The sequence below is a fragment of the Rhizobium moroccans genome (assembly GCF_057559155.1).
In genome coordinates this window covers 63,087-82,588 of sequence record NZ_JBHFJG010000027.1, presented here as the reverse complement: position 1 = coordinate 82,588, position 19,502 = coordinate 63,087, and the positions used below count along the sequence as shown (strand labels likewise).

The 19,502-nt window shown below is 62.7% G+C and carries 20 protein-coding genes; 16 read left to right on the top strand and 4 right to left on the bottom strand.

Going from position 1 to position 19,502, the window contains the following annotated elements:
• Positions 1-487 precede the first annotated feature (487 nt).
• The 15 genes from trpS (at position 488) to trmB (ending at position 14,085) form a co-directional block, all read left to right on the top strand.
• The gene (gene trpS / locus ACE04I_RS15760; RefSeq protein WP_046794090.1) at positions 488-1,552 is read left to right on the top strand and encodes a tryptophan--tRNA ligase; all 1,065 of its coding nucleotides are present in this window, start codon (positions 488-490) and stop codon (positions 1,550-1,552) included.
• Between the two features lie 126 nt (positions 1,553-1,678).
• Positions 1,679-2,170: a universal stress protein gene (locus tag ACE04I_RS15755; protein WP_046794091.1), complete on the top strand. Its 492-nt coding sequence runs from the start codon at positions 1,679-1,681 to the stop codon at positions 2,168-2,170.
• Between the two features lie 125 nt (positions 2,171-2,295).
• Entirely contained in the window at positions 2,296-2,862 is a 567-nt protein-coding gene (locus tag ACE04I_RS15750) for a NifU family protein (RefSeq protein WP_046794092.1), read from the top strand.
• An 18-nt stretch (positions 2,863-2,880) separates the two neighbouring features.
• The gene (gene tsaB / locus ACE04I_RS15745; RefSeq protein WP_046794093.1) at positions 2,881-3,525 is read left to right on the top strand and encodes a tRNA (adenosine(37)-N6)-threonylcarbamoyltransferase complex dimerization subunit type 1 TsaB; all 645 of its coding nucleotides are present in this window, start codon (positions 2,881-2,883) and stop codon (positions 3,523-3,525) included.
• A 17-nt stretch (positions 3,526-3,542) separates the two neighbouring features.
• Positions 3,543-4,037 (top strand): GNAT family N-acetyltransferase, encoded by a 495-nt coding sequence (locus ACE04I_RS15740; RefSeq protein ID WP_046794094.1) that lies wholly within the window; start codon positions 3,543-3,545, stop codon positions 4,035-4,037.
• Positions 4,038-4,075: 38 nt separating this feature from the next.
• The gene (locus ACE04I_RS15735; RefSeq protein ID WP_046794095.1) at positions 4,076-4,504 is read left to right on the top strand and encodes a Fur family transcriptional regulator; all 429 of its coding nucleotides are present in this window, start codon (positions 4,076-4,078) and stop codon (positions 4,502-4,504) included.
• Positions 4,501-5,304: a lyso-ornithine lipid O-acyltransferase gene (olsA, locus tag ACE04I_RS15730; RefSeq protein WP_487207275.1), complete on the top strand. Its 804-nt coding sequence runs from the start codon at positions 4,501-4,503 to the stop codon at positions 5,302-5,304. The genes ACE04I_RS15735 and olsA overlap by 4 nt, the downstream gene beginning before the upstream one ends.
• Positions 5,305-5,347: 43 nt before the next feature.
• Positions 5,348-6,760: a tRNA (N6-isopentenyl adenosine(37)-C2)-methylthiotransferase MiaB gene (miaB, locus tag ACE04I_RS15725; RefSeq protein ID WP_046794097.1), complete on the top strand. Its 1,413-nt coding sequence runs from the start codon at positions 5,348-5,350 to the stop codon at positions 6,758-6,760.
• A gap of 21 nt (positions 6,761-6,781) precedes the next feature.
• Positions 6,782-7,837: a PhoH family protein gene (locus tag ACE04I_RS15720; RefSeq protein ID WP_046794098.1), complete on the top strand. Its 1,056-nt coding sequence runs from the start codon at positions 6,782-6,784 to the stop codon at positions 7,835-7,837.
• 14 nt (positions 7,838-7,851) lie between these two features.
• Complete coding sequence (gene ybeY / locus ACE04I_RS15715; RefSeq protein WP_046794099.1) at positions 7,852-8,361, top strand: rRNA maturation RNase YbeY; 510 nt, start codon at positions 7,852-7,854, stop codon at positions 8,359-8,361.
• Positions 8,362-8,370: 9 nt separating this feature from the next.
• On the top strand, positions 8,371-9,534 hold the full coding sequence (locus ACE04I_RS15710; RefSeq protein WP_046794100.1) for a hemolysin family protein: 1,164 nt from the start codon (positions 8,371-8,373) through the stop codon (positions 9,532-9,534).
• Positions 9,535-9,691: 157 nt separating this feature from the next.
• On the top strand, positions 9,692-11,293 hold the full coding sequence (gene lnt, locus ACE04I_RS15705; protein WP_046794101.1) for an apolipoprotein N-acyltransferase: 1,602 nt from the start codon (positions 9,692-9,694) through the stop codon (positions 11,291-11,293).
• Positions 11,294-11,439: 146 nt separating this feature from the next.
• Positions 11,440-11,856, top strand: a complete 417-nt coding sequence (locus tag ACE04I_RS15700; RefSeq protein ID WP_046794102.1) for a helix-turn-helix domain-containing protein — start codon at positions 11,440-11,442, stop codon at positions 11,854-11,856.
• Between the two features lie 184 nt (positions 11,857-12,040).
• Positions 12,041-13,300 (top strand): methionine adenosyltransferase, encoded by a 1,260-nt coding sequence (metK, locus tag ACE04I_RS15695; RefSeq protein ID WP_046794103.1) that lies wholly within the window; start codon positions 12,041-12,043, stop codon positions 13,298-13,300.
• 83 nt (positions 13,301-13,383) lie between these two features.
• Entirely contained in the window at positions 13,384-14,085 is a 702-nt protein-coding gene (trmB, locus tag ACE04I_RS15690) for a tRNA (guanine(46)-N(7))-methyltransferase TrmB (RefSeq protein WP_046794338.1), read from the top strand.
• 13 nt (positions 14,086-14,098) lie between these two features.
• On the opposite strand, the gene ACE04I_RS15685 is transcribed toward trmB, so the two are convergent.
• On the bottom strand, positions 14,099-14,356 hold the full coding sequence (locus ACE04I_RS15685; protein ID WP_046794104.1) for a BQ00720 family protein: 258 nt from the start codon (positions 14,354-14,356) through the stop codon (positions 14,099-14,101).
• Positions 14,357-14,401: 45 nt separating this feature from the next.
• Entirely contained in the window at positions 14,402-14,830 is a 429-nt protein-coding gene (locus ACE04I_RS15680) for an Hsp20 family protein (RefSeq protein WP_046794105.1), read from the bottom strand.
• 205 nt (positions 14,831-15,035) lie between these two features.
• On the opposite strand from ACE04I_RS15680, the gene ACE04I_RS15675 reads away from it, so the two are divergent.
• Entirely contained in the window at positions 15,036-15,980 is a 945-nt protein-coding gene (locus ACE04I_RS15675; RefSeq protein WP_046794106.1) for a nucleoside hydrolase, read from the top strand.
• Positions 15,981-16,059: 79 nt separating this feature from the next.
• Here the strand turns inward: ACE04I_RS15675 and ACE04I_RS15670 are convergent, their stop codons facing one another.
• A complete protein-coding gene (locus ACE04I_RS15670) occupies positions 16,060-18,402 on the bottom strand; it encodes a methyl-accepting chemotaxis protein (protein WP_046794107.1) in 2,343 nt (780 codons plus the stop codon).
• A gap of 189 nt (positions 18,403-18,591) precedes the next feature.
• The gene (locus tag ACE04I_RS15665) at positions 18,592-19,491 is read right to left on the bottom strand and encodes a ribokinase (protein WP_046794108.1); all 900 of its coding nucleotides are present in this window, start codon (positions 19,489-19,491) and stop codon (positions 18,592-18,594) included.
• Positions 19,492-19,502: the final 11 nt, after the last annotated feature.

Sequence of the window (19,502 nt, the reverse complement as noted above, 5' to 3'; positions counted from 1 at the left end):
GGCGGGGCGTGCGTGTGTCGCACACAACCCGGCCCGGCTAATAATCAACAACATATGGGCCGCCGCAGAGGGACCGGAGTTGCGCGGAAAAACACGCCGAACGGGACACGTCGCGTGTCACCTATAAAATTCAATACGAGGCACACGACGTGTCCCGGCCGATCCTCGGGTCAAGCCCGAGGATGACGAAAGCAAAATGCTCGTCCTCCTCGGGCGAGCGAAGTGAAGACCCGAGGATCGCCAAGGGACGAGTCTGCCCACTCGTCATCCAGGGTCTTCGAGGAAACCGTTCAAGACTCGAGTCGCCACCCTCGGGCGAGCGGAGCGAGACCCGAGGAGACCCCGTCCCTGCGGCAACACCTGGGATTTCATTGAGCCTGCGCATCGCGGAACTCTTGATCCCGCCCCACCGCCCGTGCATAAGCCCGCCCGTTAGCAACATGGCCCTTCGGGCCTGGGGCCCTCCACCAGCCTGATCGAGGACGATATGAATACCTTCAAGCCGCTTGTCTTTTCCGGCGTTCAGCCGACCGGCAATCTCCATCTCGGCAATTATCTCGGCGCGATCCGCAAGTTCGTCGCGCTCCAGGAAAACAACGATTGCATTTATTGCGTCGTTGATCTGCATGCCATCACCGCCCAGCTCGTCCATGAGGACCTGCGTGGCCAGATCCGCTCGATCGCCGCTGCCTTCATCGCGTCTGGCATCGATCCGGTAAAGCACATCGTCTTCAACCAGTCGGCCGTGCCGCAGCATGCGGAACTCGCCTGGGTCTTCAACTGCGTCGCCCGCATCGGCTGGATGAACCGCATGACCCAGTTCAAGGACAAGGCCGGCAAGGACCGCGAGAACGCCTCGCTCGGCCTGCTCGCTTATCCGAGCCTGATGGCCGCCGACATCCTGGTCTATCGCGCCACCCATGTTCCGGTCGGCGATGACCAGAAACAGCATCTGGAGCTTGCGCGCGATATCGCCATGAAGTTCAATCTGGATTTCAAGGACAAGATCCGGGCGACGGGCACGGGGGTTGATATCACGGTCGGCGACGAGCCGGTGCATGCCTATTTCCCGATGGTCGAGCCGCTGATCGAGGGGCCGGCGCCGCGCGTCATGTCGCTGCGCGACGGCACCAAGAAGATGTCGAAATCCGATCCCTCGGACCTCTCGCGCATCAATCTCATGGACAGCGCCGACGACATCGCCAAGAAGATCCGCAAGGCGAAGACCGACCCGGAAGGTCTGCCGAGCGAAATCGAAGGGCTTGCCGGCCGCCCCGAGGCCGACAATCTCGTCGGCATCTATGCTGCACTTGCCGACAGGTCCAAGGCCGATGTGCTTGCCGAATATGGCGGCCAGCAGTTCTCGGTCTTCAAGCCGGCGCTTGCCGATCTCGCCGTCCATGTTCTCTCCCCGATCACCGGCGAAATGCGCCGCCTGATGGACGATACGACCCATATCGACGCCATCCTGCGCGATGGCGGCGAGCGCGCCCGCGCCCGTGCCGAAAAGGTGATGGCGGAAGTCTTCGATATCGTCGGCTTCCTGCGCTGACCGTCAGCTGGGTTGAAAGGACTTGCCCGCCATGCATTCGCGTGGCGGGTTTTCATTTCGGGCCGAAGGCTCTAAATTCCGCAACACGACTGCTTCGGTCGAGTACGTGCGAAATAGGGGTAAGGGATGGTTTCGAAACGGCTTTCACGGCTCGAAGGGCACCGCCGCAAGTTCATGGCCGTCATCGACGGCACGCCGGAATGCGAGAAGGCCGTCCACTATGCGGGGCGCCGCGCCAAGAATTCCAACGGTGGCCTCGTGCTGCTTTTCGTCATCCCGGAAGGCGATTTCCAGCAATGGCTGGGTGTCGAGCAGATCATGCGCGCCGAAGCGATGGAAGAGGCGGAGGCCGTGATGGCGAAGGCCGCGCAGAAGGTGCGTGAGACGATCAGCATCGATCCGGAAATCGTCATTCGCGAAGGCAGCGCCACCGAGCAGATCAATGCGCTCGTGGAGGAGGATCGCGATATCGCCATCCTCGTGCTCGCCGCCGGTTCCGCGAAGGAAGGTCCGGGACCGCTGGTTTCGGCCGTTGCCGGCAGGGCGGCTGCCTTTCCCATCCCCGTCACCGTGCTGCCCGATACCCTGACGGCGGAAGAAATCGACGCCCTTTGTTGAAGATGGGCTTGACCTTGGAACAGGGAAGCCGCACTTGAACGGAAACCTGATTAGGCTTATCTTCTTTGGAAGAATTCTAAATTTTAGGCTCGGAGATAGCAAACGTTCCGGCCAGGAGAGATGAGATGTTCATTCAGACGGAAGCCACGCCCAATCCGGCGACCCTGAAATTCCTGCCCGGCAAGGTGGTGATGGAAAAAGGCACCGCCGAGTTCCGTAACGCGGAAGACGCGCAAACCTCTCCGCTGGCCTCGCGTCTTTTCACCGTTCCGGGCGTCACGGGCGTCTATTTCGGTTACGATTTCATCGCCGTCACCAAGGATAGCGCCGAGTGGCAACACCTGAAGCCGGCGATCCTCGGCTCCATCATGGAACATTTCATGTCCGGCCAGCCGGTTATGGGCGGGGCTTCCACGCTTGCCGAGGCATTTGACGAGGAAGGCGAGTTCTTCGACGAGGACGACGAAACCATCGTCGCGACGATCAAGGAACTGCTCGAAACCCGCGTCCGCCCGGCAGTGGCGCAGGATGGCGGCGACATCACCTTCAAGGGCTACAAGGACGGCACCGTCTATCTCAACATGAAGGGCGCATGCTCCGGATGCCCGTCTTCGACGGCCACGCTGAAGCACGGGGTGCAGAACCTGCTGCGCCATTTCGTTCCCGAAGTGCAGGCGGTCGAGGCGCTTTGAGCCTCGGAGCATCATCCGATGATCGTGCTCGCTATCGATACCGCCGGGGTGGATTGCTCCGCCGCGCTCTATGACGGCGCGGCCGGACGGCTGCTTGCGGAAATCACCGAGACTATCGGCAAAGGCCATGCCGAGCGGCTGATGGCGGTTGTCGACGAGGCGCTGGAAAAGGCCGGGCTGCGGCTCGATGCCGTCGGACGGATCGCCGTGGTGACCGGCCCCGGCTCGTTCACCGGCATCCGGGTGGGCGTTGCGGCTGCTCGCGGTCTCGCTCTCGCGCTCGGCGTGGAGGCGGTGGGCGTCACCACGCTGGAAGTGCTGGCGCGCGGTCATCTTGCCGCAAATCCGGGACACCCGGTCGTCGTTGCCATGGATGCCAAGCGCAATGAGATCTACGCCCAGGCCTTCGGCGCAGACGGCTTGCCGCTGACCGGGCCTGCCGCCCTTTCTGCGGACGAGGTTGCCGAATTGGCGAAGTCGCAGGGCGCGGGGATGACCGGGTCCTGGGCGGATGGAACCGCAGCCGGCAGCGATCGCTTCGATATAGCCATGGTCGCGCACCTCGGCGCGGAAAAGCTCGCGGGCCAGGAAAGGCCGAAACCGCTTTACCTTCGCGGGCCTGATGCTAAACCGCAAAGCGGATTCGCTCTTGCCCGTGCATGATGACTGCGTGATGACAGATGCTGGATGATTATCTCACCTGGAAGCCCTATTTCGAAGTCGTCGCCCTGGAAAACGACGATTGTCCCGAAATATCCAATCTCCATGGTCAGCGTTTCGCGCGGCAATGGAGCGATGGCGAGTTCCTGAACCTGCTTTTGCAGCCGAATGTCTTCGGCTTCGTGGCGCGCCAGACCAATGCCTTCTTCTCCAAGCCGCTCGGCGGCTTCGTGCTTGCGCGCGAGGTGGCGGGCGAGGCGGAGATCCTCACCATCGCCGTGGCGGAAAAATTCGCCCGTGCCGGGCTGGGCTGGCGGCTGATGCAGGCGGCCATGCGGGAAGCGGCGAACAGGGGCGGCGAGGGCATGTTCCTGGAGGTCGAAGGCGGCAACCAGGCGGCGGTCGGGCTCTACCGCAAGCTTGGCTTCCAACAGGTCGGCGAGCGGCCTGCCTACTATTCCGGAGCCGATGGCCAGCGGTCCACGGCGCTTGTCATGAAGCGCGTTCTTCGCTAATCGCGGTCTTTTAGAACATCTGATCGAGGCCTGACGTCATGACAGACCTTCCCAAGTCCCTGGAGGAGCTGTGCGCCGAACGGGGCATGCGCATGACGGAGCAGCGGCGCATCATTGCCCGCATTCTCCAGGAGTCCGACGACCATCCCGATGTCGAGGAACTTTATCGCCGTTCCTCGAAGATCGATCCGCGCATCTCGATCTCCACGGTCTACCGCACCGTGAAGCTTTTCGAGGATGCCGGCATTATCGAAAAGCATGATTTTCGCGATGGACGCTCGCGCTACGAGACGGTGCCGGAGGAACATCACGATCACATGATCGATCTGAAGACCGGAACGGTCATCGAATTTCATTCGCCGGAGATCGAAGCCCTGCAGGAGCGGATCGCTCGCGAACACGGTTTCCGCCTGGTTGGCCACAGGCTCGAACTTTACGGCATCCCGCTCGACAAGGACGACAATTGATCACCTGGTTGCGGATCGGCCTCATCGTCGTCGTCCTTTTTGCCGTCACGCTGATCCTTCTGCCGTTGCAGCTCCTCGGGCTGGCCTTCGATCTGAAGATCCGCCGCTACATTCCCCGCTACTGGCATCGTATCGCCTGCCGCCTTCTCGGCATCCGCATCCATGTCCATGGCCGGCTGGAGCCTCGCCGACCGCTGATGCTGGCAGCCAATCACGTCTCCTGGAAGGATATCCTCGTCCTGGGCGCGATTGCCGATGTCGCCTTCATCGCCAAGAACGAAGTGGCGGACTGGCCGGTCTTCGGCACGCTCGCGAAGCTGCAGAAGAGCATCTTCGTCGCCCGCGACCAGAAGCGGCGCACCGGCGAGCAGGTGAACGAGATCGCCACCCGCATGGCGGCGGGCGAGATCGTCGTGCTGTTTCCGGAAGGGACGACGTCCGACGGCAACCGCGTTCTGGAGGTGAAGTCGTCGCTCTTCGGCGCCGCGGCGGCGGCCGTGCCGAACGTGCCGGGCGGCGTGGTCCATGTGCAGCCGGTGGCGATCGCCTATACCCGCGTCCACGGCATGGCGATGGGGCGCTATCACCGTCCGATCGCCGCATGGCCGGGAGATATCGAACTCGCGCCGCATCTTCTGGGCGTCTTGAAGGAAGGGGCTATCGACGTGGACGTCGCTTTCGGCGAAACGATCGATTTCCGCCAGGGAGACAACCGCAAGCATCTCAGCCAGGCCGTGGTCGGCAGGCTGCGTCGCATGCTGGCCCGCCATCTGCGTGGCCGCGAATACGAGGAGCTTTAGGAAACGCTTCAAATCCTGGGCTTCTTGCGGTATTGAGCCTCGCATGAACGAGCACGTTTCCCTTCCCGTGGCGGGCGAAGACGCCGCCAAGCGCCAGAACAGCCGCAAGGTCTTCATCAAGACCTATGGCTGTCAGATGAACGTCTATGATTCCGGCCGCATGAGCGATGCGCTGGCGGGCGAAGGCTATGTGCCGACCGAGGAGATGGGCGAGGCCGATCTCATCCTGCTCAATACCTGTCATATCCGCGAGAAGGCGGCCGAAAAGGTCTATTCCGCGCTCGGTCGGCTGCGCGACATGAAGAACGAGCGCGCCGCCGACGGCAAGGAGCTGATGATCGGCGTCGCAGGCTGCGTCGCCCAGGCCGAGGGCGAGGAAATCCTCCGCCGCGCGCCAGCCGTGGATATGGTCATCGGCCCGCAGACCTATCATCGCCTGCCGGAAGCGCTGAAACGCGCCCGCGACGGGCAGCGGGTGGTGGATACCGAATATGCGGTCGAGGACAAGTTCGAGCATCTGCCCGCGACCGACAAGGCCAGGATCCGCGCCCGCGGCGTAACCGCGTTTCTTACGGTGCAGGAAGGCTGCGACAAGTTCTGCACCTTCTGCGTGGTGCCCTATACGCGCGGCGCGGAAGTTTCCCGCCCGTTTTCCCAGATCGTGGACGAGGCGCAGCGGCTCGTCGATGGCGGCGTGCGCGAGATCACGCTCCTCGGCCAGAACGTCAATGCCTGGCGAAGCGTAGGCCCCGATGGGCGCGAATGGAGCCTCGGCAACCTGCTCTATCGGCTGGCCGAGATCCCGGGGCTGGCCCGCCTGCGTTACACCACCAGCCATCCGCGTGACATGGACGACGGGCTGATCGAGGCGCATCGCGACCTGCGGGCCCTAATGCCCTATCTGCATCTGCCGGTGCAGGCGGGCTCGGACCGTATCCTGAAGGCCATGAACCGTCGCCACACCGCCGCGGAATATCTCCGCCTTATCGAGCGCATCCGGAAAGCGCGACCCGATATCGCGATGTCGGGCGATTTCATCGTCGGCTTCCCCGGCGAGACGGATGCCGATTTCGAGGATACGCTGAGGATCGTCGAGGAAGTGAACTACGCCCAGGCCTTCTCGTTCAAATATTCGACGCGGCCGGGCACGCCCGGCGCTGAATTGTCCGACCAGGTCCCGGAAGAAATAAAGGCCGAACGGCTGGAAAGATTGCAGGCCCTGCTCTTGAAACAGCAGGCGGCCTTCGCCAAATCCTGTGTGGGCAAGGTGATAGACTTGCTGCTGGAGAAGCCGGGGCGCATGCCTGGGCAACTTATTGGGCGGTCTCCCTGGCTTCAATCCGTGAATGTTGATGCAAAAGCATCGCAAATCGGTGACATTATCAAAGTACGAATCACGGGAACCGGCCCGAACAGCTTGTTTGCCGAACCGGCAGAGGGTTTAATAGGTGCCTGATTATTTGGGGAGCTTGCCTGCTTGAACGGACGCGAACTGGTTTCTTCTTCCCCGCGACAGCCACAAACCGCCGCCACCGACGCAAATCACTTCGTCCTGACGTTCGAGAACAACAGGTTCGCCAGCGAACTCTTCGGTCAATTCGATCAGAACCTGAAGCTTCTGGAAGAGCGCCTCAACATCGATGCGCGGGCGCGGGGCAATTCGGTCACCATCTCGGGTGACGTGATCACCACCAACCAGGCACGCCGCGCGCTCGACTTCCTCTATGAGCGGGTGCAGAAGGGCGGTTCCGTCGAGGCATCCGACGTGGAAGGCGCCATCCGCATGGCGCAGGCCGCCGACGACCAGTTGACGCTGCCGACGCTGGAGCGCAAAGCAAAGCTTTCCATGGCTCAGATTTCCACGCGCAAGAAGACGATCGCCGCCCGCACGCCGAACCAGGACGCTTATATGCGGGCCCTGGAACGCGCCGAGCTGGTCTTCGGCGTTGGGCCCGCGGGCACCGGCAAGACCTATCTCGCCGTCGCCCACGCCGCCCAGCTTCTGGAGCGCGGCGCGGTGGACCGCATTATCCTGTCGCGTCCGGCTGTGGAAGCCGGCGAGCGCCTGGGCTTCTTGCCCGGCGACATGAAGGAGAAGGTCGATCCCTATCTCCGGCCGCTCTATGACGCGCTCTATGACATGATCCCGGGCGACAAGGTGGAGCGGGCGATCACCGCCGGCGTCATCGAAATCGCGCCGCTCGCCTTCATGCGCGGCCGCACGCTTGCCAACGCCGCCGTCATTCTGGACGAGGCTCAGAACACCACATCGATGCAGATGAAGATGTTCCTGACCCGCCTCGGTGAGAATTCGCGGATGATCATCACCGGCGATCCGAGCCAGGTCGACCTGCCGCGCGGCGTGAAATCCGGCCTTGTCGAGGCGCTGCATATCTTGAACGGCGTCGAGGGCATATCGGTGATCCGCTTCAAGGACACCGATGTCGTGCGCCACCCGCTGGTCGGCCGCATCGTCCGGGCCTATGACGCGCAATACGCCGTTCACGAAGAAAGCGAGGACGGAGACCGCTAGCGGTCTCCGTGGCCATGCCGAAACTCGACATTCAGATCAGCGTGGAAGACGACGGCTGGCCCGATGAACAGGTGCTGGCCGCCTTGAGCGAGCGGACGCTTGCCGCCGCCGTCGATTTGCTAGTGCGCGAGGAAGGCCAGCCCTTTCCCGAAATGGCGCCGGAACTCTCGCTGGTCTTCACCGGCGACGAGGAAATCCAGCAAATCAATGCCGAATGGCGGGGCAAGGACAAGCCCACCAACGTGCTTTCCTTTCCCGCTTTCCCGCTGACGCCGGGCAAAAAGCCGGGCCCGATGCTCGGCGATATCGTCATCGCCCGCCAAACCGTCGAGCGCGAGGCGGCTGAACTGGAGAAGACCTTCGAGGAACATCTGACCCATCTCCTCGTCCATGGATTCCTCCATTTGTTCGGCTACGATCACATGGAAGCGGACGAGGCGGAAAAAATGGAGGGGCTGGAGACTCGCATTTTGGGAGTGCTGGGCCTATCTGACCCCTATGCGGGACAGGGTCCCTTGGTATAGAATGAGCCTATGAACGATCTATCGAACAATGTTGCCCCTGAGGGCAGGGACAGTTCGGACGCTTCCTCCTCGGACGAGGGCAGTAGTCACTCGCGAGCCGAACAACCCACCAAATCCTACAATACATTCTGGTCTCGGGTGCTGAGACTGCTGCGCCCTTCGCAAGGCGAAAAGCTGCGCGAGGATCTCGCCGACGCGTTGATGACCGATACCAATGTCAGCAACGCGTTCTCGCCCGAAGAGCGGGCGATGCTGCACAATATCCTGCGCTTCCGCGAGGTGCGTGTCGAGGACATCATGGTGCCGCGCGCCGATATCGAGGCGGTCGACATGGATATGACGCTCGGCGAGCTGATGATCCATTTCGACAAGACCGGCCGCTCGCGCATGCCGGTCTATAGCGACAATCTCGACGATGCGCGCGGCTTCGTCCACATCCGTGATCTTCTCTCCTATCTGGCCAAGGAAGCGCGCAACAAGCGCCGCAGCGGCTCGAAAACCGTGGCTCCTACGAGCAATGGAGAAAAGCCGGCGCGTACGGCCCGGCCTGCTTTCGATCTCGGCCGCGTCGATCTTGGAAAGACGGTCGCCGAGGCGGGCCTTGTGCGCAAGATCCTGTTCGTACCGCCTTCCATGCTCGCTTCGGACCTTTTGCAGAGCATGCAGGCGGCGCGCACCCAGATGGCGCTCGTCATCGATGAATACGGCGGCACCGATGGTCTCGTATCGCACGAGGATATCGTCGAGATGGTGATCGGCGATGTCGAGGATGAGCACGACGACGAAGAGGTGATGTTCTCCCGCACGGCCGACGACGCCTTCATCGCCGATGCGCGTGTCGAACTGGAGGATATCGCCGAGGCGATCGGTCCGGATTTTGATATTCGCGACCGGCTCGAGGATGTCGACACGCTCGGCGGCCTCATCTTCTCCGCGCTTGGACGCATCCCGGTCCGGGGCGAAATGGTGCAGGCGGTGCCCGGTTTCGAGTTCCAGATTCTCGATGCCGATCCGCGCCGCATCAAGCGGGTCCGCATCATCCGCAAGCGCGCGCTCGCGCGCCGGCGGCATGCGAAGGGCGAGGGGGAGGGCGCTTTGCCCGACCAGACGCCTTCGACCCTCCTGCCGCCGCCTTCCGCCCGGAACGGAGAGCAGGCCAATCCGCAGCAATAATCCCCAGAAAGCCTAAACCACCAGGCAGAGCGTGAGAGGCGTATCCGAAAGCTTCCGATACGCCTCGACTGTCGCTGGCCGTCGCTGCGGGCGGGCGACAAGCGCGGCGTTTTTTGAAAGACTGCGGCGGCTGATTCGGGGCAACAGGGGAAATTCCATGGAGCGGCTGGCGGGCAGGATCATGCTTCTGTGGGGCTGGCCCCGTGCTCTTCTGGCCATCGCCGCGGGAGCGTTCGGCGCGCTCGCCCTGCCGCCCTTCGGGTTTTTCGCCGCCCTCTTCGTTTCCTTCACGCTGTTCGTCTGGCTGATGGATGGGACGACCGGCAATCCGGACGGCGGCTATCTTTCCCGCCTCCGGTCCGCCTTCGTGCTCGGCTGGCTGTTCGGCCTCGGATATTTCGTGGCCGGGCTCTGGTGGCTCGGCAATGCGCTGCTGATCGAGGCGGATCAGTTCGCCTGGGCGCTGCCGCTCGCCATCCTGGGGCTGCCGGCGTTCCTCGCGCTTTTTTACGGCCTGGCGGCGGCGCTCGCCCGCCTTCTCTGGTCGGACGGCATGGGCCGCATCGCAGCCCTTGCGGCCGCTTTCGGCATCGCCGAATGGCTGCGCAGCTTCCTCGCCACCGGCTTTCCGTGGAACGCCGTCGGCTACGGAGCCATGCCGATGCCGCTGATGATGCAATCGGCGGGCGTCATCGGCATTTTCGGCGTCACGGCGCTTTCGGTTTTCGTCTTCTCCGCGCCCGCACTGATCGGAACACGCAAGGGCATGCGCATCGGGCTTGCGCTCGCAGCGCTGCTCCTGTGCGCCCATCTCGGTTACGGCGCCTGGCGTCTCATGGGGACGGACGCCGCCGCTTCGGTTCCGCCGGAAGGGCGGACGGTGGTCCGCCTGGTGCAGCCGGTGATCGATCAGTCCCGCAAGCTCGAGAATGGCGATCGGGCCGCGATTTTCGAGGAGCATCTGGCGCTCTCGGCCCTGCCGCCCGAAAATGGCGGCAAGCGTCCGGACATCATCGTCTGGCCGGAAACCTCGGTGCCCTTCCTCCTCACCCGCAGCCAGGATGCGCTGGCCCGCATCGCAGACGTGCTGCAGGACGGCCAGATCCTGATCGCCGGCGCCGTGCGGGCGGAGGATGCGGGCGGGGGGCTGACGCCGCGTTTCTACAATTCCGTCTATGTGATCGACAGCAACGGCCAGATCATCGCCGCCTCCGACAAGGTGCATCTCACCCCCTTCGGGGAATACGTGCCTTACGAAAATATCCTGCGCGATTTCGGCATCGACAATCTGGTTGCCCTGCCCGGCGGCTTCACCGCCGCCTCCCAGCGTTCGCTGCTGACGCTGCCGGACGGCCAGGCCTTCTACCCGCTGATCTGTTACGAGGCGATCTTTCCCGACGAGATAGGCCCCGACATCCAGCGCGCCAATGCCCTTCTCAACATCACCAACGATGCCTGGTTCGGAGAGACGCCGGGTCCCTACCAGCACTTTCAGCAGGCGCGCATCCGGGCGATCGAGACGGGATTGCCCCTCATCCGGGCGGCCAATAGCGGCATTTCCGCCGTCGTCGACCCTTTCGGACGGGTTGTCGACGGGCTGGATTTCAATCACAAGGGTGTGATAGATGCAACCATTGCACGCGAAATACGTTCAGATCAGCGAAACTTCACGCGTCAGGATTACTTTTGGTTGATCTCGCTGGTTCTGGCACTGATTGCAGTTTTTTCGCGTGTTGGTTTTAATTTTAGTAAGAATTGACCGAAAAACCCTAAAAATGCATAGTGGAAAAACCTTCCGTCCGGCCTAGGCTGAAAACGGAGGTGTCTGTAGTGACGCCGCAAGAAATACATCTTCCACACGCAGACCGGGTTGGGGATTAACAAGCAACTTCGCAGGACATCGAGATGATTGAGAACAAGAAGAAGCCGAACCCGATCGACATTCATGTCGGTAGCCGGATCCGTCTTCGTCGTACCATGCTCGGAATGAGTCAGGAAAAGCTGGGTGAAAGCCTGGGCATCACCTTCCAGCAGATTCAGAAGTACGAGAAGGGCACCAACCGCGTGGGTGCCAGCCGGCTGCAGAACATCTCCAGCATACTGAACGTTCCGGTCTCCTTCTTCTTCGAGGATGCTCCGGGCGACCAGTCAACGCCGGGCGGCATGGCGGAGGCTTCGAGTTCGAACTACGTCGTGGATTTTCTCTCCTCCGCCGAGGGGCTGCAGCTCAACCGCGCCTTCGTGAAGATTTCGGATCCGAAGGTCCGGCGTCGCGTGGTCGACCTCGTGAAGGCGCTCGCAGCGGACGCCGACGTGGAGTGATTTTTCCGGCTCCTTCGGGATCTTGGACAGAAAGCGGCCTCCGGGCCGCTTTTTTGTTGCGTGCCGACGGGCGAATATAGCAGGCGTTTCTAGGCATAAAGATATATTTATGTCGTTGTACGCTTGTCTTTGAGGCGCGAACTTACTACACAGGGGCGGCTTATTCTTTGAGGGGAATCCCGCAATGCGCCCAAGCTACCTGTTCACCAGCGAGTCCGTTGCCGAAGGCCATCCGGACAAGGTTTGTGACCGTATCTCCGATGAAATCGTCGATCTGGTTTACCGCGAAGCGGCAAAGACCGGCATCGATCCATGGACCGTCCGCATCGCCTGCGAAACGCTTGCCACCACCAACCGTGTCGTCATCGCCGGCGAGGTTCGTCTTCCGCCGAGCCTGATGAAGAAGGACAAGAACGGCAAGGACGTCATCAATCCCGCCAAGTTCAAGTCCGCGGCGCGCAAGGCGATCCGCGACATCGGCTACGAACAGGATGGCTTCCACTGGAAGACGGCGAAGATCGACGTTCTCCTGCATTCACAGTCGGCCGATATCGCGCAGGGCGTGGACAGCGCCGCCGACAGGCAGGGCGACGAGGGTGCCGGCGACCAGGGCATCATGTTCGGCTACGCCTGCAAGGAGACGCCGGACCTCATGCCGGCGCCGATCTACTATTCCCACAAGATCCTTCAGCTGCTCGCCGCCGCCCGCAAGAAGGGCGAGGGGGATGCTGGCAAGCTCGGTCCGGACGCCAAGAGCCAGGTGACGGTCCGCTACGAAAAGGGCGAACCTTCTTGCGTGGATTCGATCGTGCTTTCGACCCAGCATCTCGACGAGAGCTGGGATTCGAAGAAGGTCCGCTCCGTCGTCGAACCTTATATCCGCGAAGCGCTCGGCGATCTCCCGATCGACAAGGACTGCAAGTGGTACATCAATCCGACCGGCAAGTTCGTGATCGGCGGTCCTGACGGCGATGCCGGCCTCACCGGCCGCAAGATCATCGTCGATACCTATGGTGGCGCGGCCCCGCATGGCGGCGGCGCTTTCTCCGGCAAGGACACGACCAAGGTGGATCGTTCGGCCGCCTATGCCGCCCGCTACCTGGCCAAGAACGTCGTTGCCGCCGGTCTCGCCGACCGCTGCACGATCCAGCTTTCCTATGCGATCGGCATCGCCCAGCCGCTGTCGGTCTATGTCGATCTGCACGGCACCGGCAAGGGCGTGACCGAGGACCAGGTTGAAGCCGCGATCCGCAAGGTCATGGACCTTTCGCCGTCGGGCATCCGCCGTCACCTCGACCTCAACAAGCCGATCTACGCCAAGACCTCCGCTTACGGCCACTTCGGACGCAAGGCCGGCCGCGACGGTTCCTTCTCCTGGGAGAAGACAGACCTCGTGAAGCCGCTCAAGGATGCTCTGAAGGACGAGACGCTCAAGGCTGCCTGATCGCCCTTTACGGACGAGCCAATAAAACTGTAAAGCGGGTGCCTCTGATCGAGACGCCCGCTTTTGTCATGAAAGAACCGCCGATGACCGAACAGCCGCACCCGAGCCGCTCGACCGAAGCCTTCTTCGGACGCCGCAAGGGCAAACCGCTGCGCGAGCGCCAGGCCGAATATCTCGCCTCGCTGCTTCCGGCGCTGAAACTCGATCTCAAGGCACCGGCGCCGGTAAGGCTCGAGGAGCTGTTTCCTATCTCGGTGGAGGAGGTACGGCTCGAAATCGGCTTCGGGGGAGGCGAGCACCTGATCCACCGCGCGTCCGAGAGCCGCAACACGGGCTTCATCGGGGTGGAGCCATTCGTCAACTCGATGGCCAAGCTGCTGTCGCGTGTCGATGATCTCGGATTGAAGAACGTCCGCCTCTATGACGACGATGCGACGCAAGTTTTGGACTGGCTGCCGGAAGGTTCGCTGGACCGGATCGACCTGCTTTATCCCGATCCCTGGCCGAAGCGGAAACACTGGAAGCGGCGGTTCGTCTCGCAGGTCAATCTGGATCGCTTCCATCGGGTCCTGAAGCCCGGCGGTCTATTCCTGTTCGCGTCCGATATCGACACTTACGTCAATTGGACGCTCATCCATTGCTGCGATCACGGTGGCTTCGAATGGACGGCCGAGCAGGCTTCCGACTGGCTGACGCCGTTCGCAGGCTGGCCCGGAACCCGCTACGAGGCAAAGGCCCGGCGCGAAGGTCGCTCCTCCGCCTACCTGACCTTCCGCAAGGTTTGAGCGAAGGTTTCCGTCAGTGCAGGCTGACGGTCTTCAGCTCGTCTTCCGCCGCCTTGAAAAAGGTGCTGGAGCGGTTGTCGGTCAAAAGGATCGGAGTGCCATCGGCGCCGAACAGGGCCCAGAGGTCGAGATTCGGGTCGATTTCGGGTGCTTCGGGAAAGCAACGGGAGACATCTTCCGACCGTATCTTGCGGATATATCCGACTTCCCCGGTGCCGAGATGAGCAAGTTCGGACTGCGTCAAACGCGAGGTCGCTTCTTTCAGGAGCATTCCAGCCTCCAGTATTGAGGGCGCAACGGCATTCACGCCGTTGGCCTACTTTGAGACGGAAATGTTAATTTTTCGCACCATCCGCGCCGGTTCCGGTCGAGTAAGATCGACGGAGAGAAGACCGTTTCTAAGCCGCGCGCCGGAGACCTGCATGCCATCCGCCAGCACGAAAACGCGCTGGAACTGACGGGCGGCGATGCCGCGATAGAGATAGTCCCGTTCCGGCTGCTCGGTCTGGCGCCCGCGGATGAGGAGCTGGTTTTCCTCCACCGTCACATCGAGCTCGTCCTCGGAGAAGCCGGCCACGGCAAGGGTGATGCGCAGCCGCTCCGGCTCGCCCGAGCTGTCCGCATGGATGCGCTCGATATTGTAGGGAGGATAGCCGTCGTTGGCTTTGGCGAGACGCTCCAAGGTCTTTTCCATGGCGTCGAAGCCCAGGAGCAGCGGGCTCGCGAACGGCGTCATTCGGCTCATCGTCAGTCCTTGTATTCAAGCGACCATGTCCGCGCCCTTAAAAGGCGCGCGAACTTTTCCTGTATATGGGAGTTGGGCGGCCGATCGCAAGAAGCCCGCCGCGCCCGCAGCCTACCCGGCGTTGCGTCATGCCGACGCGGGCGCGCACTTGACAAGCGGTGCGGCGAGGCCCCAACAAGCCAGCGGAGAAATGAGGGGCTGACGGATGGCAGAGCGTAGGAAAATCATCATCGATACCGATCCGGGGCAGGACGATGCGGCGGCCATCATGCTCGCCTTCGCAAGTCCGGACGAACTGGAAGTGCTCGGCCTGACAGCGGTCGCCGGCAATGTTCCCTTGAGCTTCACGAGCCGCAACCTGCGCATCGTCTGCGAACTCTGCGGGCGCCCCGATGCCGCGGTCTACGAGGGGGCTGAAAAGCCCATCGCGCGGCCGCAGGTGACCGCCGAACACGTCCACGGCAGGACCGGCCTCGACGGCGCCGAACTGCCCGAGCCCACGATGACGGTTCGGAAGACCCATGCGGTGGACTTCATCATCGAGACTTTGCGGCGGGAGCCGGAAGGCGCGGTGACGCTCTGCACGCTCGGCCCGCTCACCAATCTGGCGCTCGCGCTCGAAAAGGCGCCGGACATCGCACCGCGCATTCGTGAACTGGTGATGATGGGCGGCGGCTTCTTCGAGGGCGGCAACATCACGCCGGCCGCCGAGTTCAACGTCTATGTCGATCCGGAAGCGGCCAAGATCGTCTTCGCCTCCGGCATTCCGATCGTGATGATGCCGCTCGACGTGACCCATCAATTGCTGACCAAGAAGGACCGGGTCGCGAAGATCGCCGCACTCGGCACCCGGCCGGCCCAGGTTCTGGTCGATTGGCTCGCCTTCTTCGAGCGCTTCGACGTGGAGAAATACGGCTCGGACGGCGGGCCGCTTCACGACCCGAGTGTGATCGCCTACCTCCTGAAGCCGGAGCTTTTCTCCGGCCGCGAATGCAATGTGGAAATCGAGACCCGATCGGAGCTGACGGCCGGCATGACGGTGGTCGACTGGTGGCGCGTTTCCGGCCGCAAGGCCAATGCCCGCGTCATGCGGGATGTCGATGCCGATGGCTTTTTCGAATTGCTGACGGAGCGCGTCGGCAGGCTGTAAGGCCACCGAGGGAACCATGCCATCCATGAAAAAAGCCGCCGGGAGACCGGCGGCTTTTTCGGTTGATCGGTGAAAAGTATCAGAATTCTTGCCAATCGTCGGCGGAAAGTGCGTTCGCACCCTGCACGGCCGCTTGCGCGGGCTTGGCGCGGGGCGCCCTGGCCGGGGCGGGGCCCGGCGAGCGCATGGTCTCGGCCATGCGCCGCAGCCCTTGCACATCCGTCTGCGCTGGCCCCGCCTGTCCGGAAATGCGGAAGCGCGCCACCAGTGACTTCAGGGTTTCCGCTTCGCTGCGCAGCACCGTGCTGGCGGCGGTGGTTTCCTCCACCATGGCGGCGTTCTGCTGCGTGACCTGGTCCATCTGGTTGACGGCGGAGTTGATCTCCTTGAGGCCCGTCGCCTGCTCGCTCGCGGAGGCCGAAATCTGGCGGATTAGACCGTTGATCTGCATGACCTGAACGGCGATCTTCTGCAGCGTGTCGCCCGATTTGCCGACCAGTTCCACACCCTCGTTGACCTGGCTTGCGGACGTGTTGATGAGCCCCTTGATCTCCTTGGCGGCATTGGCGGAGCGCTGTGCGAGTTCGCGTACCTCCTGGGCGACCACGGCGAAGCCCTTGCCCGCCTCGCCGGCGCGGGCGGCTTCCACGCCTGCGTTGAGCGCCAGGAGGTTGGTCTGGAAGGCGATGTCGTCGATGACGCCGATAATGCGGGAAATCTCCTGCGAGGATTGGGCGATCCCCTGCATCGAGGCGACGGCCTTCTGCACCACTTCGCCCGACTTTTCCGCATCTCCGCAGGCCAGATTGACTGTGGAGGCCGCGGAGCGGGCGTTTTCGGCGCTCGAATTGACCTGGGCCGTCAGCTCGTTGAGGGCAGCGGCGGTCTCTTCCAGGCTCGCCGCCTGCTGTTCGGTGCGGCGGGAGAGATCTTCGGCGCTGCCGGTGATCTCCGCGGTGCCGTTGCCGATGCTGTGCACCGTGGCGCTGACGGTCGCGATGGTCTCCTCGAGGCTCGTAAGCGCCTGGTTGAAATCCACCTTCAGCTTGGCGTATTCGCCGGGGAAGTCATCTTCGATGCGATAGCGGAGATTGCCGTTGGAAAGCTCTGCGAGGCCATTGGCCAAGACGGCGACGATATGCGCCTGCTGATGGGCAACCGCCTCGCGTTCCGCCTCGGAGCGGCTCCGTTCGCTCTCCGCGGTATGGCGCTGAGTCTCGGCCTCGGCTTCCAGCCGCCGGGTATCAGCCAGCGCAAAACGGAAGCCTTCCAATGCCTTTGCGACGGCGCCTAGTTCGTCGGCGCGATCCTGGCCCTGCACCGGCGTCTTGTAATCGCCGTCGCTCAGCTGTTTCACGCAGGTCACCAGGCTGGAAATCGGCTTGGCGACGAAGCTTCTCGTCGCGAAGTAAAGCGCCATGACGACCGCAGCCAGCACGGCAAGCCCGCCGAGGACCATGACATAGGTCTGCTCGTTGACCGGCACGTTGATCGCGGAATGGGGAATATCGACGAGGACGATCCAGTTGGTGTTCAGATCAGGAAGAGTGAACGGATAGACCAGCCTGTCGAAAGGGGGGTGTCCGTCGAAAGTGAGGTCTTTGATGATGCCGGGCTTGAGGCTGGAGAGCGTCGATTTGATGACGTCGGAGCCCTCGCCGTCATAGGGCTTCATCAGGATGTCTTCGATCGGCGAAACAAGCCAGCTGCCATCCTGCGAAAGAAGCGTTACCCGTCCTTCGCCGAAGGGACGCAGGGCTATCAGCTTCTGCGACAGCGTTGTGAGCGAGATGTCGATACCCGTGACGCCGACCAGTTCACCCTTCGACTTGACGGGATAGGCGATCGACGTCATCGCGTTGTTTTCGCCCGTCGAATTTTCGATATAGGGGCGCGTCAGCGCTCCCTTCATCGAAGTGGCGGCAAGCTTGCACCACTCCGCCTCCGGATCGTGCTCGAACGTGGTGAGGCTGATCTCGCCGGCCTTGTTCCTCGTCCAGTACGGGGCGAACTCGCCTTTCTTGTTCCCGCCGAAATCCGTCCTGCCTACCAGGTCGTCGTTGAGGCGATCGAAAGCCCTCGGCTTTTCGCCAAACCAGCTACCGAAGGCAAAGCTGTTCTGCTCCAGATTTGCCTTCAGAATGTCCATATAGCCCTTGCGATCGAGCCGCTTGCCCTCATGCGCCCTGCCGATCATTCCCGCCATCGAACGGGCCGACCCGGCGATCTGGCCGATTTCCGCGGCGATGTCGTTCGCAATCGCCTGCGCTTCGGCCTTGGCCTGATCGAGCGTCAGCGCCGCGATGCGCTCGCGGGTCTGGAGAATGAGGTAGAGGTTGGAAACGATCAGGAGAAAGGCGATGGCAACGCCGGTCACCAGGATGAGTTTCGTGGAAAGGGATCTGATCTGCAACGGAAACATCGTCGCCTCATGAAAGGGCTGCGGGAAAATGCCGGAAACGGCGGGGGAAATGCCGCCCCTTCATGGAGCCGGTGCCGCGGCGGGAACGATGGCGTGAGCAGCCGCGGCGGTCGACGGCGACGCTAGCGAGGATGTCTTAAATTTGGATAAAATCTAAAAAACCGGAGGGCCAGCCCCGGATTTCCGGGCCTAAATCCGGGCCGCGACGTCTCCCGCAAGCGGGATCGAGGGCTGTGCGCCGCGCGTGAGGCAGGCGAGAGAGCCGGCAACCGCCGCCCGGCGCAGCGCCGCGGCGAAATCGAGCCCCTGTTCGAGGCTGGCCGCGAGATAGCCGCAGAAGGTATCGCCGGCCCCGACGGTGTCGACCGGCTCGATCGCAAGCCCTTCGGCTGTGAAAATGCGGCCATCGCGGATGGCGACGACCCCTTCGGCGCCGAGCGTTACCACCAGGGTCTGTCCGGTTTCCGCGGCAAGTGCGCGGAGTGCTGCCTCCCGTGCCTCCCGCTCGACGACCGGCTTGCCGGTCAGGAGCTCGAATTCGGTCTCGTTGGCGATGACGATATCGGCAAGGCGCGCGAGCCGTGCCGCGTCGGCCGTGAGCGGCGCCGTGTTGATGACCGTGAGAATGCCCTTCGACCGGGCTGCTTTGAGCACCGCCTCCACGGCCGCAGCCGGGATTTCGAGCTGCAGCATCAGGATATCGCCCTTCCGCATGGCGTCGACCGCGGCAATGGCCTGCTCCTCGCCGACCGTGCCGTTGGCGCCCGGCACCACCGCGATCATGTTCTCGCCCGTTCTGCCGACGAGGATGAGTGCGGTACCGGTGGGTTCCTCCGTGCGGCGGACGGAGGAGAGATCGACGCCTGCTTCATCGAGAAGGGCAAGGGCGGGGTCGGCGAAGGTATCCTTGCCCACGGCGCCGGCCATCGCCACCTGGCTGCCGGCGCGGCGGGCTGCCAGCGCCTGATTGGCGCCCTTACCGCCGGCGGCGGTGGAGAAATTCGACCCGGCGACCGTTTCACCCGGCTTCGGCAGGCGTTCGGTGGAAGCGATGAGATCCATGTTGATGGAGCCGAGGACGGTAATCATGAGAGGCCTGC

What these genes read in the sequence shown, in the direction of transcription:
- metK (WP_046794103.1), top strand. Translation starts at nt 12,041, where the DNA reads ATGCGCCCAAGCTACCTGTTCACCAGCGAGTCCGTTGCCGAAGGCCAT.
- ACE04I_RS15670 (WP_046794107.1), bottom strand. Translation starts at nt 18,402, where the DNA reads ATGTTTCCGTTGCAGATCAGATCCCTTTCCACGAAACTCATCCTGGTG.
- ACE04I_RS15680 (WP_046794105.1), bottom strand. Translation starts at nt 14,830, where the DNA reads ATGAGCCGAATGACGCCGTTCGCGAGCCCGCTGCTCCTGGGCTTCGAC.
- ACE04I_RS15750 (WP_046794092.1), top strand. Translation starts at nt 2,296, where the DNA reads ATGTTCATTCAGACGGAAGCCACGCCCAATCCGGCGACCCTGAAATTC.
- trmB (WP_046794338.1), top strand. Translation starts at nt 13,384, where the DNA reads ATGACCGAACAGCCGCACCCGAGCCGCTCGACCGAAGCCTTCTTCGGA.
- ACE04I_RS15740 (WP_046794094.1), top strand. Translation starts at nt 3,543, where the DNA reads ATGCTGGATGATTATCTCACCTGGAAGCCCTATTTCGAAGTCGTCGCC.
- ACE04I_RS15665 (WP_046794108.1), bottom strand. Translation starts at nt 19,491, where the DNA reads ATGATTACCGTCCTCGGCTCCATCAACATGGATCTCATCGCTTCCACC.
- ACE04I_RS15700 (WP_046794102.1), top strand. Translation starts at nt 11,440, where the DNA reads ATGATTGAGAACAAGAAGAAGCCGAACCCGATCGACATTCATGTCGGT.
- ACE04I_RS15735 (WP_046794095.1), top strand. Translation starts at nt 4,076, where the DNA reads ATGACAGACCTTCCCAAGTCCCTGGAGGAGCTGTGCGCCGAACGGGGC.
- tsaB (WP_046794093.1), top strand. Translation starts at nt 2,881, where the DNA reads ATGATCGTGCTCGCTATCGATACCGCCGGGGTGGATTGCTCCGCCGCG.
- ACE04I_RS15675 (WP_046794106.1), top strand. Translation starts at nt 15,036, where the DNA reads ATGGCAGAGCGTAGGAAAATCATCATCGATACCGATCCGGGGCAGGAC.
- ybeY (WP_046794099.1), top strand. Translation starts at nt 7,852, where the DNA reads ATGCCGAAACTCGACATTCAGATCAGCGTGGAAGACGACGGCTGGCCC.
- ACE04I_RS15710 (WP_046794100.1), top strand. Translation starts at nt 8,371, where the DNA reads ATGAACGATCTATCGAACAATGTTGCCCCTGAGGGCAGGGACAGTTCG.
- ACE04I_RS15755 (WP_046794091.1), top strand. Translation starts at nt 1,679, where the DNA reads ATGGTTTCGAAACGGCTTTCACGGCTCGAAGGGCACCGCCGCAAGTTC.
- trpS (WP_046794090.1), top strand. Translation starts at nt 488, where the DNA reads ATGAATACCTTCAAGCCGCTTGTCTTTTCCGGCGTTCAGCCGACCGGC.
- ACE04I_RS15685 (WP_046794104.1), bottom strand. Translation starts at nt 14,356, where the DNA reads ATGCTCCTGAAAGAAGCGACCTCGCGTTTGACGCAGTCCGAACTTGCT.
- lnt (WP_046794101.1), top strand. Translation starts at nt 9,692, where the DNA reads ATGGAGCGGCTGGCGGGCAGGATCATGCTTCTGTGGGGCTGGCCCCGT.
- miaB (WP_046794097.1), top strand. Translation starts at nt 5,348, where the DNA reads ATGAACGAGCACGTTTCCCTTCCCGTGGCGGGCGAAGACGCCGCCAAG.